Source organism: Rahnella woolbedingensis, from assembly GCF_003602095.1.
Classification (GTDB): Bacteria; Pseudomonadota; Gammaproteobacteria; order Enterobacterales; family Enterobacteriaceae; genus Rahnella; species Rahnella woolbedingensis.
Window position 1 is genome coordinate 1 of sequence record NZ_RAHH01000014.1, and the last position, 13,729, is coordinate 13,729.

13 protein-coding genes are annotated in these 13,729 nt (G+C 50.0%); 11 read left to right on the top strand and 2 right to left on the bottom strand.

What is annotated here, in order from left to right; genetic code table 11:
• From D6C13_RS25645 to D6C13_RS13090, 7 genes are all read left to right on the top strand, one after another.
• The coding region (locus tag D6C13_RS25645; RefSeq protein ID WP_425272714.1) for a bacteriophage T4 gp5 trimerisation domain-containing protein at window positions 1-538 on the top strand (538 nt) is incomplete at its 5' end.
• Window positions 538-1,779, top strand: coding sequence for a hypothetical protein (locus D6C13_RS13065; RefSeq protein WP_120133171.1), 1,242 nt, complete (start codon window positions 538-540; stop codon window positions 1,777-1,779). The genes D6C13_RS25645 and D6C13_RS13065, both read left to right, overlap by 1 nt.
• Window positions 1,780-1,812: 33 nt before the next feature.
• A complete protein-coding gene (locus D6C13_RS13070; protein ID WP_120133172.1) occupies window positions 1,813-2,034 on the top strand; it encodes a hypothetical protein in 222 nt (73 codons plus the stop codon).
• Between the two features lie 10 nt (window positions 2,035-2,044).
• Window positions 2,045-3,061, top strand: coding sequence for a DUF2169 family type VI secretion system accessory protein (locus tag D6C13_RS13075; protein WP_120133173.1), 1,017 nt, complete (start codon window positions 2,045-2,047; stop codon window positions 3,059-3,061).
• Entirely contained in the window at window positions 3,058-4,128 is a 1,071-nt protein-coding gene (locus D6C13_RS13080) for a hypothetical protein (RefSeq protein ID WP_120133174.1), read from the top strand. Before D6C13_RS13075 ends, D6C13_RS13080 begins: the two co-directional genes overlap by 4 nt.
• Window positions 4,115-6,652, top strand: a complete 2,538-nt coding sequence (locus D6C13_RS13085) for a T6SS effector phospholipase Tle3 domain-containing protein (protein ID WP_120133175.1) — start codon at window positions 4,115-4,117, stop codon at window positions 6,650-6,652. The genes D6C13_RS13080 and D6C13_RS13085 overlap by 14 nt, the downstream gene beginning before the upstream one ends.
• A 12-nt stretch (window positions 6,653-6,664) precedes the next feature.
• On the top strand, window positions 6,665-7,375 hold the full coding sequence (locus tag D6C13_RS13090) for a T6SS immunity protein Tli3 family protein (protein ID WP_425272715.1): 711 nt from the start codon (window positions 6,665-6,667) through the stop codon (window positions 7,373-7,375).
• A gap of 80 nt (window positions 7,376-7,455) precedes the next feature.
• Here D6C13_RS13090 and exbD read toward each other — a convergent pair whose 3' ends face one another.
• Both exbD and exbB read right to left on the bottom strand, forming a co-directional pair.
• Window positions 7,456-7,890, bottom strand: coding sequence for a TonB system transport protein ExbD (exbD, locus tag D6C13_RS13095; protein ID WP_120133176.1), 435 nt, complete (start codon window positions 7,888-7,890; stop codon window positions 7,456-7,458).
• A gap of 9 nt (window positions 7,891-7,899) precedes the next feature.
• The gene (gene exbB / locus D6C13_RS13100; RefSeq protein ID WP_244212689.1) at window positions 7,900-8,826 is read right to left on the bottom strand and encodes a tol-pal system-associated acyl-CoA thioesterase; all 927 of its coding nucleotides are present in this window, start codon (window positions 8,824-8,826) and stop codon (window positions 7,900-7,902) included.
• Between the two features lie 520 nt (window positions 8,827-9,346).
• On the opposite strand from exbB, the gene D6C13_RS13105 reads away from it, so the two are divergent.
• The 4 genes from D6C13_RS13105 to metC all read left to right on the top strand — a co-directional run bounded on the left by D6C13_RS13105 (window position 9,347) and on the right by metC (window position 13,585).
• Window positions 9,347-10,324, top strand: a complete 978-nt coding sequence (locus D6C13_RS13105) for a TRAP transporter substrate-binding protein (protein ID WP_120133178.1) — start codon at window positions 9,347-9,349, stop codon at window positions 10,322-10,324.
• Window positions 10,325-10,380: 56 nt separating this feature from the next.
• Window positions 10,381-10,893, top strand: a complete 513-nt coding sequence (locus D6C13_RS13110; protein WP_120133179.1) for a TRAP transporter small permease — start codon at window positions 10,381-10,383, stop codon at window positions 10,891-10,893.
• Between the two features lie 12 nt (window positions 10,894-10,905).
• Window positions 10,906-12,198: a TRAP transporter large permease gene (locus D6C13_RS13115; protein WP_120133180.1), complete on the top strand. Its 1,293-nt coding sequence runs from the start codon at window positions 10,906-10,908 to the stop codon at window positions 12,196-12,198.
• A gap of 190 nt (window positions 12,199-12,388) precedes the next feature.
• On the top strand, window positions 12,389-13,585 hold the full coding sequence (gene metC, locus D6C13_RS13120; protein WP_120133181.1) for a cystathionine beta-lyase: 1,197 nt from the start codon (window positions 12,389-12,391) through the stop codon (window positions 13,583-13,585).
• The last annotated feature ends 144 nt before the right edge of the window (window positions 13,586-13,729 follow it).

Below are 13,729 nucleotides of genomic sequence, written 5' to 3' on the forward strand. Positions count from 1 at the left end.
GTTCGAAGATGCCACCGCACAGGAGCTGCTGTCGATCCATGCCCAGAAGGACATGAAGACCAAGGTGCTGAATAACCGGATGACGGATGTGGTGGTGGACCACACCGAGACGGTGGGCAAAGGGCAGACGGTGACGGTGGGTAAAGAGAAAGTTGCCGGGCACGACCAGAAAACCACCGTGACAAATGACCGTGAAGTGACGGTTGGCAACGACCAAAAGCTTGACGTTGCGCATGACCACCACACCACAATCGGTAATGACCAGCATCTCGATGTGACCAATGATCGACATGCCACCGTCGGCAACAACCAGAGCAGCGACGTGACAGGTGTCGATACACAAAATGTCAAAAAATCGCAAATGATTACCATCGGCGAAAACTACACGCTGACGGTAAAGGACAGTCTCACCATCCAGGTAGGAAAAAGCCTGCTGACAATGAAAAAGGATGGGACAGTTACCCTGAATGGCGTAAAAATCCTGCTGAATGGGGAAAAAGACATCAAACAAGTCTCAGGTAAGGTCAATATTAACTGATGATTAATCTCACAACCGGTGTCGCCCCGCTGCTCGCGGAACAATATGCAGATATGTTATCGCTGGATTATCGCCGCCGGAGTGGTCTTCTGCACTCCTATCACCATAATACTGACGATTTGATTAAATGGGATAAGCGATTACACACTTATATTTCAGGTTTGCTTTATCTTAAAAATGAGGCGGCCTCTTACTTCGAAACACAACTCGACTCACCATTGAGTCGCGGAGATGTGTTTGCAATGGGTGTCTTCGCATTCCACTCGGGTAATATTCAACTGCTGGAAGGATGCCTGGGGCTTATGCAAGCAATACCGCATTTACTCTCTGTCATTAACCCTCTTATTGCGTGGGCACCAGTAAAGTCTTCTTTATGGGAACTCACATTTACAAATCCACTTTTCCGTGTTATTTCCACATATCAGAAAAATGGACTCCCACAAGCACCAGCATTGACAGATATTGAAATTAGCAAACTTGAAGATTTACCCGTGGCAATTCCAGGATTAATTTATGCACTTCATCAGCAACGGGATCCTGACTATTTCTCTCTGGTCGAGAGACTCTTAAACTCCCCAGACGTTCAAATAAGCCTAGAAGCAATACAAACCCTACTGGTACGGAACTTACCTTACCAGGGTATTTCTATTGAGGCGTTACTGTTCCGGCTTATTCAATGTAATAACGATAATATTCGTGAAAGAGCAGTGCAGTTATACCTTCTCAATACCGGTTATTCACCAACTCGTTGTATTGATATACTGAGTCAGAAATCATCTGACAAACGCTTGTATCTGAGCGCACTGGGAATATCGGGTATGCCAGAAAATATTCCCATACTCAGTGAATATCTCGAGTCACCTGACTATGCCCGTCTGAGTGCTGCTTCTATCGTTATGATTACCGGAAAGAGTCCGGAACAGGCCGGTTGGAATAAGCTATCTCCGCTTCCTGTATACTCCTCACACCTGACTCAGGATGACACGATCCCTGAAAATGAAGATGACGAAAATCTCAGTTGGGCAGATAAATCTGCTTTTGATCAATGGTGGGAAGAAAATTCCTGCAACTTTGAAAAATCGTATTTTTATACAGGTGGTTATCCCGCGACAGTTGCAGGACAGCAATCAGTATTACAACGTGGTTTACTTGCGCTGCATCCTTTGGCTATTGCCCGTTTGCAATACCTGAAACAAGAAGTCAGCACTCTCCCCATGCCCTCTTTTCTTCATATTTCCTGATATGAATAACGGGAAAACAAGGATGCACAAAATATGTTAGATACCAAAGAAATCCCCACTGCGCAAAATGATAACACGACGCGTAAAGATGCTGATGAAGTTATTTTTTCTTCCGAAAAGAAGATTACTCTCAGTTGCGGAAAATCGAGCATCACCCTTTATCCCAACGGTAAAATCGTTCTAAAAGGTGACTATATCCTCAGCGATGCAGAAGGTGTTAATCGCCTGTCTGGCGGGCGTATTGATATTAACTAAGGAACACAGGATGTGGAGCCTAAAAAATGAAACCCCTTACAGTGCAGAGCGAGGGTGGTACAGAGATGTTAATGGAGCAGAAGTTTGGGTTGTGGCGATGAAAGCAACCTACGACATCCGCGCTGACGGCTCAACCCAATTATCTTCACCGTTACCGGTTAATAGCAGCATTGTGATATCTCCTGACAGCGATGAGATATTATATGAAACAGATCTGGGCCCAGAAAAGAATTCCACAGATATTCTACTCAATGGCCACGCCTGGGCACCCAATAATCTCCCCGTGAACAGATTATTTATAGGCCTGAAAGTTTCCGGGTTATGTCGCCTTGCACGTGTAAGAGGTCCGCGTATCTGGAATGGTGATTCTTACGACTCGCCCTCAAAATTTCTAAGCATACCTTTGCGGTATCCTTATATGGCGCAGGGTTCTTTTTCTGATGAAAGTATTTGTAATCCGCTGGGAATAACTTTTGATGAAAATCCGGAAAAGGGTCGATCACGGCTTCCTCAAATTGAATTTTTGTCTGATTCAGGATATCCAGGCTTTGGTACCGTGCCCCGCCAGTGGCCGGGACGCGTTTGTCATGCGGGAACTTATGATAAGCACTGGCAGGAAACCCAATCCCCTTTATTACCTGAAGATTTTGACCCGCGTTTTTGGCAGGTAGCACCTCCGCCGCAGTATGCCGCAGGTCAATTACAAGGAAATGAAACAGTTACGCTGGCGAACCTTACCCCGCCATCGTTCAGCCCATCAAATATACTCAGTTTCGCAATCCCAAAGATTTCCTTCAATTTAAGAACTCAGTTTACCGACGGCAGTGTCAGCATACACAGAGCGAAAATACACACAGTCATTATTGAGCCGGATCACCCACGACTTAGCGTGGTATGGCATACCGCACTGCCCTGTCACCGGAAGGCCAACATGTTGGATTTCACGACGATTACTGAAAAGAAACGTCTGAATCACCACCCGCTGGTTTTGCCAACCCAGTTCAAAGAGTGGGAGCAATTATCATGAGTCTTGGGATCATCGCTGCTGGCTGTTCATTCCCTTCAGGTCCGACACTGGCACTGGCGGATATCGCAGTCAGAACACAATTTTCTCTTTCCCGTAAGCTTCCTTATGTTACTGATCGCTGTGGTATGCCGGTGAAAGCCAGCTATTTTCCACAACGTGAATTGGCTTTTGATATTTCCCGCTGGCAGGTGCTTGCAGACAACGCGATACAAGATGCGCTGTTATCAGCAGGAGATCTGATAAATCTGCCAACACGCCTCTGGCTCATATTGCCCCCTGCTGACCGGCCCGGCGTCCATTCCACGCTTGAACTGGTGCTGACAGCATCAATATCAACGCATTTGCCAGACTGCCAGCAAGTTAATGTACTGCGGGGCAATCATGCACAAGCCGGGAACGCACTACTTCAGATCCGTCAGTTGCAACTGCATGACACCAAATTAACTCTGGATATCCTCGTCGCCGTTGAGAGTTGGTTAAAGCCTGCAACACTGAATTGGCTTGAAGAGCAAAGACTGTTGCACGGCAGCTATAGTCGTTACAAAGACGAACCTCGTATAAATCCCTATGGCCGCATTCCCGGTGAAGGCGCTGCGGTACTGGTATTAGCGCCGACAAAATCCTTTTCTTGCTGGTGCGCTTTGCCAGGAATTGCTGCAACTGAAGAATCTGTTTTACCTGATGATGACCAGCCCTGTCTCGGATTCGGGCTGAGCGCAGCCGCCCATGAGGCGCTAAGGCAAGCCGATATCAATGCGATTTCGCATCTTTTCACCGATGTAAATGGTGAGATTTATCGCTTTGATGAATACGGTTTTACCCTTTCCCGCTTAAGTGGCTTTCTCAGTAATGATTTCCAGCGTATTGCACCGGTGCTGGCCAGCGGTGATTTAGGCTGCGCCAGCATAGTCACCCATCTGGCATTGGCAGCGTGGCAGATAAAATCAGACAAAGATAAAAGCAAGGGAAAATGCACTTTAGTGCTGTCCAGTTCAGACGGCCATCAACGCTGTGCGGTGGTGCTTAAGCCAATAACCCAGGGAGTGGAGCAGCATGATAACGATTAATATTAACGGGTTAACGCTGTGCCACAAAGGCAGCGGTGGGTTCACTCACAACACATTGCCTGATGTCTGTAAAACACCTCCGGATGCCGTGCCTGTACCCTATGAAAACGAAGCGTATTCCGCCGATTTAACCAACGGTACCAGCAGCGTATTTGCTGACGGCGGCAACACGATTGCTAATTTCGGCTCAAAATTTGCCCGCAGCATTTATGATGAATCCGGTTCAATGGGCGGAGTTAAATCCGGAACAAACAAAGCGGAGGCCGACTGGATTAGCCATTCATTTGATGTGTTCTTTGAAGGCAAACCCGCATGCCGCCTGACCGATAAGATGTTTATGAATCACCGGAATACGGTGAATATGGCGGGGCTAATGCAGGACCCATTGCCGGAACTTGCAGACGAAATTCGTGTGGCAAATGTTCCCGCAACCGGTGATGAGGCCGAAAACAAAGAGGACGAAAAACCTAATCCAATGCCTTGTATTGTTATTCTGATCCATGGTGTGAATGACGTGGGTGAAGCCTATCAGAATCAGGAAACAGGGATCATTACCGGACTGAAAAATCGTCTCAGCCGCACGGATTTAAGCGCACATGACTGGAAAGATTACCTCGCCATCCCGGCAAAAGACCCGCAGAAATCCAGTACTGCGGCCGGCCGCTCGCCAGTCATCCCCTTTTACTGGGGCTATAAGCCGGTCACGCATGATGATTACGTGGCAGATCAAAAACGTTACCGTGATGAGGTCAATAAACTAAGCAAAGACCCGAAACTCCCTTACGATGCCTACCAGGAAAACGATCCGAAAAAAATGGCTGCTCAGGGGAATGATGGCCATAACAGCGTAAAGTTTCAGAATGACTGTTTTAAAAATACGCTTGATGAAAATTACGCCAAAAATGGGGGTACATTTGCCAATGCGACAACCAATATCCCGGACATGCTCGGGCCGGGTTCTAACGGTACGGTCGTTGCGGCGGCGGGATTTGCCACTCTGTATATGAACGGCGGGGATTTCACCCACCCTATTTATCATAATCCGCACCGCATCTATCAATTTTTTGCCGCACAGCGGCTGGCGGATTTGATACTTCAGATCCGAAACGAACCAAATACAGCAAAAGATGTGATCAATATTGTCGCCCACAGTCAGGGTACCATTATTACTATGTTGGCAAATATGCTGGTTGAACAAGCAGGTCAAAAACCGGCCAACTGCACCATCTTTAATCACTCCCCGTACTCACTGGAAAGCCGGTTCAGTGAAAATCTCCAGGAAGGCCATCATCAGACGACGGAAGCGAGGGAAAAGACACTCAAAAACTTCTGCAAGCTGATGGCGACACAATACAAAGGCGGTTCTTACAGCGGTGGGGAAATTAAGCAGTTTGAGGAGTTATGTGTGCTTGGGGAGGCCGACCAGAACAAATGGCACAGCGATCCGCGCTTTAACCGTAACAATAATGGCAAAGTGTATAACTATTTTTGCCCGGATGACGGCACCGTTTCATTACAGAATATCAAAGGTTTTGGATGGCGTGGAATACCGCATGAAATTGCCAGGGATATGCCTAACCTCTATCAGCGAGTGTTCTATCAGCATGCAGTCGTGGGAAATAAGCCCGACGGCAAACTCTTCTCCATGCCCGCAAAAAAGGACGGCGACTACAAAACCACGCCAGTTATGAATGCCAGTTATGACTATGAAGATGTGATAGTTAACGGTGAAGAATTGCCTGAGACATTCATCTTCAAACTGATGGGCGAGGACAATCACCCGGATAACGATCCCAATAACTGCGATATTCCATACTCTGACAATATCGACCCGGACAGCCCCGATCAGGATATTTCCTATTCGGCTAAAGCGGGGGTTACTAGCAGAACAAATAAAGAAAACTATTCAATAGAAAAAAATGAATATCAAGATCTTGCCCCTGGTTCGGTACTGAATGAAGAACAACTGGCGAACGAGAGTGTTCTGCTCAAAAGGGAAGTTATTTATGGCGTGATAACAGGTAGCCGGGAGTACAGAGGAAAACAACTGACATGGCTTAAAACACGTGAAGAACTGGAAAAAGAATGGCTGGCAACGGATCCTGTTGCCTATAGCCAACATTCATCCATCGTGATGAGTGAATTTTCTCCGTCGCATGCCATGGCGTTTGATCTGGCTATTGGTCAATGTGAGTCTTTTGATTTTCAGGACGGGAAATTCTGGGAAGCATTGCTGCATCGGGCGGACTGGCGTGACCCACAGAATGGATATCCAGCGGCAAAAGAATATTATCAGACAGGTCGGCTTCCGACGGCTGAAACAAAATACCATATGAATAAACCTGATGAAGTATTGCCTACAGGAGAGTTCGGCGTAGTGAACGATTATGGTCCACGACTGAAACCGAATATACGTACTCGTAGAGAAATTGACCTGGGAATTACGCATGGCGATAGTGCAAGTATGATAACAATCATACAATGGGATATGCCGAAAACGCTCAATGACAAAGAGCTGAAATAAAACGGAGAAATAATGAAAGGATTAACAATATTAGTAGGTTTATTTGTGATGTTGATGGCTACTATCGCGCAGGCTAAAGACCCCCTTACTCAGGTGGTGTACCGCTTTGACGATCACCGATATCTGGAATTAAAAGGATATGATTGCGAAGGTGAACTTTGGTACACCGATACAGTGCGGGGTATCCACACTGAACCTGTAAGCCAGTTTTACCGGATTTTTACGCGTAAATTTATGCATCCTTCAGAACATTACATTGCTCTGCCTAATTGGGAGTCGGATGGTTTTATCATATCAAAAGATTATGGACAAACCTGGCAAGTTGCAAGGTTCTCACCAGGCCCCAATGAACCTAATGGGGATGATTATGCGCCTCGCGAAGATGTCACATCCTTCACCGTGGTCAACGACCAGGGTTTCTTACAAACAAAACACAGCCTCTATACCTCGTCAAAACCTTTTGAAGACCCGCGCGTTCTTCCCGGTGGGCCGGGTATTCCTTATACATTGGAAGATGGGACGGTTCAGACAGTCGAACCCAGCGCACCAGGTTGGGCCTGGGGAATGGTTTACATGACCAAGCAAGGACTTAGCCATAGTACTTCGCAATTCAAAACCAACTGGCAGGATTTACCCGATCACGTACCCGAAGTGAAAAACTATCAGGGCTGGGATCATATGCGCTGCGACATGGATGCGGGAAAAGCCACGCAGAAACTGTAAGCCGTATTCAGGCAACGCGATTCCCAAATAAAAAAAGGCCAGCAACGCTGGCCTTGTGTGTAATTAGGATCCTATAAAACTTACTGCGCCGCAGCGGCACCGGTTTGTTCTGCACCTACCAGCCCGACTTTCAGGTAACCGGCTTTACGCAGGTTATCCATGACGTTCATCAGCGTTTCGTAATCCACCGTCTTATCCGCACGGAAGAAAATCGTACTCTGCTTATTGCCCTGAGTACGCTGGTCAAGCATCGCGGTCAGATTATCGCTGTTCACTGGCGTGTCGCCGAGGAACAGCTGTTTGTCTGCTTTCACCGACAGGAAGACAGGTTTTTCCGGACGCGGCTGCGCTTTAGCCGTCGAAGCCGGTAAATCAACCCGGACATCTACGGTGGCCAGCGGCGCGGCGACCATGAAGATGATCAGCAGTACCAGCATGACGTCGATAAAAGGCGTGACGTTGATGTCATGCATTTCACCGCTTTCGTCGATATCGTCGTTTAACCGAATAGCCATAATCTGCTCTTATCCTACGCGTAACTGACCTGTCTGACCGCGTGGCGCATCGCCTTCGCTGGCAGCCAGATCCAAATCACGGCCCTGTAACAGGATAATCTGCGCCGCTACATCCCCGACCTGATGACGGTACGACGTAATGGTACGGGCGAAAATGTTGTAGATGACCACGGCAGGGATCGCTGCGACCAGACCGACTGCGGTCGCCAGCAACGCTTCTGCGATACCCGGCGCCACGACGGCCAGGTTAGTGGTTTGCGTCTGCGCGATACCGATGAAGCTGTTCATGATGCCCCAGACAGTACCGAACAGGCCGACGAACGGCGATATCGCGCCGATTGTGGCCAGAATACCATTGCCGCGGCCCATGTGACGCCCGGCAGCGCCGACGCGGCGCTCAAGGCGGAAGCCGGTACGTTCTTTAATGCCGTTGTTGTCGGTAGAACCGGCAGATAGCTCGAGCTCATTCTGCGCATCGCGGATCATCTGCGCGCTGGTGCTGCTGGCGGCGAAGCTTTCGGCTTGTTCAGCGGCTTCGTCGAGCGTACGTACAGAAGACAGCGCATCGAATTCACGGCGCATGCGGCGCTTACCGGTGAATACTTCAGCGCCTTTGCTGAACAGCAGCGCCCAGGTCACCACTGAAGCCAGCAGCAGGCCAATCATTACCGTTTTCACTACCACATCCGCGTGGTGATACATGCCCATAACAGACAAATCGGTTGGAATGACAGGCGTCGCTTCGGTCGGGGCCGGTTGCATCACCGGAGCTGGCGTTGCATCGCCGCTCGCCGGTGCAGGCGTTTCTGCCGTTGCCGGCTGAGTTGTTGCAGAAGTGACGGCTTGTCCAGCCGGCGTCGCAGGTGCTGCCATTGCGTTGCCGCTCAGACCAGCAACCAACATTAACGACATCAGTAATGAGGTCGCCTCTTTCATCTTATTGCGAGCCGTTTTCACGCGTCGCCTCCAGCCAGAATCAGTGTGTAGAAGGAATGAATAACGCCGAATGATATCAAAGAAAAAGCCCTAATTGATAGTCGTTCTCATTATTATTTACATTGTCGCGCCTGGAGGCTCGCGTGTCATTGACAGATGACAAGGTTTTTCCAGTTTGTACAAGGGTTGAACAATTTAGCCTCCGTCACACTTTCCATAAAAATCACGCAGTAAATCAATCATCTGAGCCTTGCTATTAAAGACAAAACAATGTTTTAAATATTAAGTAACACCTTTTTACATTTGTTATGAGTTTGTGATAACGCTCAAATACCGCGCAGCAAAAAATAGGATAAGGTGCTTGCACAGGCGAAGACCTCACACAGGTACGGCTTGTATCCCTATAATTTAAAAGCTTATTTGAAATTTTTGATAATGAACAGGCCAGAGCTTTCGTTCGCCCTGATCGACACTTGCTTTGATTTTTCTTTCCCTTACTGAGTACCCTGGAGACAAACTGATGAAAATGCAAAAAGCACTTCTCAGCCTTTGCCTGAGTTCCGCGACCCTCTTGTTCACCCACGGCGTATCCGCACAAACGCTGAAAGCCGCCGATGTGCATCCGCAAGGTTATCCGAATGTTGTCGCCGTTCAGCACATGGGCGAAAAGCTGCAAAAACAGACGGACGGACGCCTCGAAATCAAAACCTTCCCGGGCGGTGTGCTGGGCGATGAAAAGCAGGAGATTGAGCAGGCACAGCTCGGTGCGCTGGATATCATCCGTGTGTCGATGACGCCGGTCGCCTCGATTTTACCGGAGATAAACGTCTTCACCCTGCCCTATATATTCCGCGATGAAGACCATATGCACAAAGTGCTAGACGGTCAGATAGGTAAAGAGATCGGCGAAAAAATCACCAATAACCCGAATTCCCGGCTGGTGTTCCTCGGCTGGATGGATGGCGGCACGCGCAACCTGATCACCAAAGAACCGGTGGTGAAACCGGAAGATCTGCACGGCATGAAAATCCGCGTGCAGGGCAGCCCGATTGCGCTGGCGACGCTGAAAGCCATGGGCGCAAACCCGGTAGCGATGGGTGTCAGCGAAGTGTTCAGCGGCATGCAAACCGGCGTGATTGATGGCACCGAAAATAACCCGCCAACGTTTGTCGCCCACAACTATCTGCCGGTGGTGAAAAACTACACCTACAGCCGCCACTTCATCATTCCTGAACTGTTCCTGTATTCAAAAGTGAAATGGGACAAGCTGAAACCGGAAGACCAGCAGTTAATCCTCAAACTGGCGAAAGAAGCGCAGGACGAGCAGCGCCAGCTGTGGAAAGCCTACAACGAGAAAGCGCTGGCGACGATGAAAGCAGGCGGCGTGAAATTCTACGAGATTGATCCTGCGACGTATGTCAAAGCCACGCAATCTGTCCGTGATGAATTCGGTAAAGACCATCAGGATCTGATGCAGCAAATCGCTGACGTTCAGTAAAGCCTGATACCGGCAGCCTGCGGGCTGCCTCTTTATGATCTTTCGCCGGGGGATTTATGATTTCAAGTTATCACACCCTGATGGACATCCTTTACCGCTGCTCGATGTGGTTCGCCGGGATCGCGTTACTGCTGATGGTGGCGGTGATCCCGGTCGGGATCTTCGCCCGTTACGTGATGAACAGCGCCCTGTCGTGGCCGGAGCCGATCGCCATTCTGTGCATGGTGACGTTCACCTTTATCGGCGCCGCCGTCAGTTACCGTGCGGGTTCGCATATTGTGGTCGCCATGGTCACTGACCGTCTGCCGCCTGCCCTGAAAAAATTCGCCGCACTGCTTTCTGACCTGATGATGCTGGCGATAAGCGTATTTATTTTCTGGTACAGCCTGCAATTGTGCAGCGAGCTCTGGCAACAGCCGGTGGCGGAATTTCCGCTGCTGACCGCCGGACAAACCTATCTGCCGCTGCCAATCGGTTCTGCGCTGACGCTGTTATTCATCATTGAGCAGATCATTGCCGGACCGCAGCATCAGCGGCCTGTGGTGATGCTGGGCAATTCTGACGCCTGACCGGAGCCTGTTATGGATGCATTAATCTTGTTGTTAACGCTGGCGGTTATGCTGGCGATTGGCGTGCCGGTCGCTTATGCCGTCGGGCTGAGCGCGCTGGCGGGTGCCTGGTGGATTGATTTGCCGTTTGAAGCACTGATGATCCAGTTGACCAATGGCGTGAATAAGTTCTCTCTGCTGGCAATCCCATTCTTTATTCTGGCGGGTGCGATCATGGCTGAAGGAGGGATCGCCCGCCGGCTGGTCAGTTTTGCCTACATATTTGTCGGGTTTATCCGCGGCGGGCTGTCGCTGGTCAACATTGTGGCCTCGACCTTTTTCGGTGCGATTTCCGGGTCTTCGGTAGCGGATACCGCGTCGATTGGATCGGTGATGATCCCGGAGATGGAGAAGAAAGGTTATCCGCGCGACTTTGCAGCAGCGGTCACCGCCAGCGGTTCGGTGCAGGCGATTCTGACACCGCCGAGCCACAACTCCGTGATTTACTCGCTGGCGACCGGCGGCACAGTGTCGATTGCCGCGTTGTTCATCGCCGGTATTTTGCCTGGTTTACTGCTCAGCCTGACGCTGATGGTGATGTGCGTGGTGTTCGCCCACAAACGCGGTTATCCGAAAGGCGAACGTGTGCCGTTTCGTCAGGCGCTGAAGATTTTCATCGACACGCTATGGGGGCTGATGACCGTCGTCATCATCATGGGGGGTATTCTCAGCGGGATATTTACCGCAACGGAATCCGCAGCCATCGCCTGCCTGTGGTCGTTCTTTGTCACCATGTTTATCTACCGTGATTACAAATGGAGCGAGCTGCCGAAACTGATGTACCGCACGGTCAAAACCGTCAGCATCGTCATGATCCTGATTGGCTTTGCCGCCAGCTTTGGTGCGGTGATGACCTACATGCAACTGCCGATGCGGATCACCGAGTTTTTCACCTCGATCTCCGACAACAAGTACGTGATCCTCATGTGGATCAACATCATGTTGCTGGTGATCGGCACGCTGATGGATATGGCGCCGATCATTCTGATCCTCACACCGGTGCTGTTACCGGTGGTGTTATCGCTCGGCATTGATCCGGTGCATTTCGGCATGATCATGCTGGTGAATCTGGGAATTGGCCTGATCACTCCGCCGGTTGGCTCGGTGCTGTTTGTGGCCAGTGCGGTCAGTAAACAGAGTATCGAAAAAGTAGTGAAATCCATGATGCCGTTCTACTGCGTGCTGTTCGTGGTGCTGATGCTGGTGACCTACATTCCGACTATTTCACTGTTCCTGCCCAAACTCTTCGGCGTCTATACCGGCTGATGCCGAAACCTGTTTCTCCCTTGCCCGTCGTGATGACGGGCTTTTTTTTTGTGTGGAACGGGCGCGGTTGGCTGAAATTTTTTCATTCATCCGCCAAAAGTCTGATCCCATAAATTCATCATGTTAAGTTAATGACATATCAGCGGATGCCAGAGCGCGCCGCGCAACATAACAGGGTGAAATACGGATTATGTCGTCTAAAAAAATAGAAACTGCATTGGTCAGCGCCGGACGTGACAAGAAATTCACGCAAGGCTCAGTGAATGCGGTGATCCAGCGCGCATCATCTCTGGTGTTTGAAACCGTGGCTGATAAGAAACATGCCACCGCTAACCGTGCCAACGGCGAGCTGTTTTACGGACGCCGCGGCACACTGACGCATTTCTCCTTGCAGGAAGCGATGGTTGAACTGGAAGGCGGCGCAGGCTGCGCGCTCTATCCTTGTGGCGCGGCGGCGGTCAGTAATGCCATGCTCTCTTTTGTCAGCAGCGGCGACCACATTCTGGTGGCCGGTTCCGCTTACGAACCGACGCAGGATTTCTGCGAAAAAGTACTGAAGAAGCTCGGCGTTTCCACCACTTATTTTCCGGCCAATATTGGCGCGGCGTTAGATACGCTGATGCAGCCCAATACCAAAGTAGTGTTCCTCGAATCGCCGGGCTCCATCACCATGGAAGTGCCGGATATTCCGGCGATGGTCAAAGCCGTGCGTGCAGTGAACCCGGAAGTTGTCATCATGATCGACAACACCTGGGCGGCCGGCATTCTGTTTAAAGCGCTGGAATTTGATATCGATATTTCGATTCAGGCGGGCACCAAATACATCGTCGGGCATTCCGATGCGATGATTGGCACCGCCGTTTCAAATGAACGTTGCTGGGCACAGCTGCGTGAGCATTCTTACCTGATGGGGCAAATGGTCGATGCCGATACGGCTTATGTGGCGAGTCGCGGGTTGCGCACCATGGGCGTGCGCCTTAAACAGCATGCAGAAAGCAGCATTCGCATTGCGCAGTGGCTGGCAGAGCGGCCGGAAGTGGCGGTGGTTAATCATCCGGCATTGCCTGGCAGCAAAGGGCATGAATTCTGGAAACGTGATTTCACCGGCAGCTGCGGTTTGTTCTCTTTCGTGCTGAAACAGCGTCTGAGCAAACAGCAGCTTTCTGATTATCTCGATCACTTCGCACATTTCAGCATGGCGTATTCGTGGGGCGGCTTTGAATCGCTGGTGCTGGCCAATCAGCCGGAAGAAATTCAGGCTATCCGCCCGGCGGAAACCGTCGATTTTACCGGCACGCTGGTGCGTCTGCATATCGGGCTGGAAAACTGTGACGATCTGATTGCCGATCTTTCGGCGGCTTTTGAACGGATAACCGCTTCCTCATAAGCCACAGAGATTGCGACATACCGCGCAGATCGGTAAGGTAACCGGCGGATATTCATTCGCATATCGATAATAATCTGTAAGCTCTCTATAGCTCCGGGCGACTGATGCCGGAGCCTTCTGTCTTTTTACAGTGTCCTCAGATCA

Excerpts from the sequence above, each read along its gene's own strand:
- D6C13_RS13065 (WP_120133171.1), top strand. The coding sequence starts at position 538 with ATGATTAATCTCACAACCGGTGTCGCCCCGCTGCTCGCGGAACAATAT.
- D6C13_RS13070 (WP_120133172.1), top strand. The coding sequence starts at position 1,813 with ATGTTAGATACCAAAGAAATCCCCACTGCGCAAAATGATAACACGACG.
- D6C13_RS13075 (WP_120133173.1), top strand. The coding sequence starts at position 2,045 with ATGTGGAGCCTAAAAAATGAAACCCCTTACAGTGCAGAGCGAGGGTGG.
- D6C13_RS13080 (WP_120133174.1), top strand. The coding sequence starts at position 3,058 with ATGAGTCTTGGGATCATCGCTGCTGGCTGTTCATTCCCTTCAGGTCCG.
- D6C13_RS13085 (WP_120133175.1), top strand. The coding sequence starts at position 4,115 with ATGATAACGATTAATATTAACGGGTTAACGCTGTGCCACAAAGGCAGC.
- D6C13_RS13090 (WP_425272715.1), top strand. The coding sequence starts at position 6,665 with ATGAAAGGATTAACAATATTAGTAGGTTTATTTGTGATGTTGATGGCT.
- exbD (WP_120133176.1), bottom strand. The coding sequence starts at position 7,890 with ATGGCTATTCGGTTAAACGACGATATCGACGAAAGCGGTGAAATGCAT.
- exbB (WP_244212689.1), bottom strand. The coding sequence starts at position 8,826 with ATGAAAGAGGCGACCTCATTACTGATGTCGTTAATGTTGGTTGCTGGT.
- D6C13_RS13105 (WP_120133178.1), top strand. The coding sequence starts at position 9,347 with ATGAAAATGCAAAAAGCACTTCTCAGCCTTTGCCTGAGTTCCGCGACC.
- D6C13_RS13110 (WP_120133179.1), top strand. The coding sequence starts at position 10,381 with ATGATTTCAAGTTATCACACCCTGATGGACATCCTTTACCGCTGCTCG.
- D6C13_RS13115 (WP_120133180.1), top strand. The coding sequence starts at position 10,906 with ATGGATGCATTAATCTTGTTGTTAACGCTGGCGGTTATGCTGGCGATT.
- metC (WP_120133181.1), top strand. The coding sequence starts at position 12,389 with ATGTCGTCTAAAAAAATAGAAACTGCATTGGTCAGCGCCGGACGTGAC.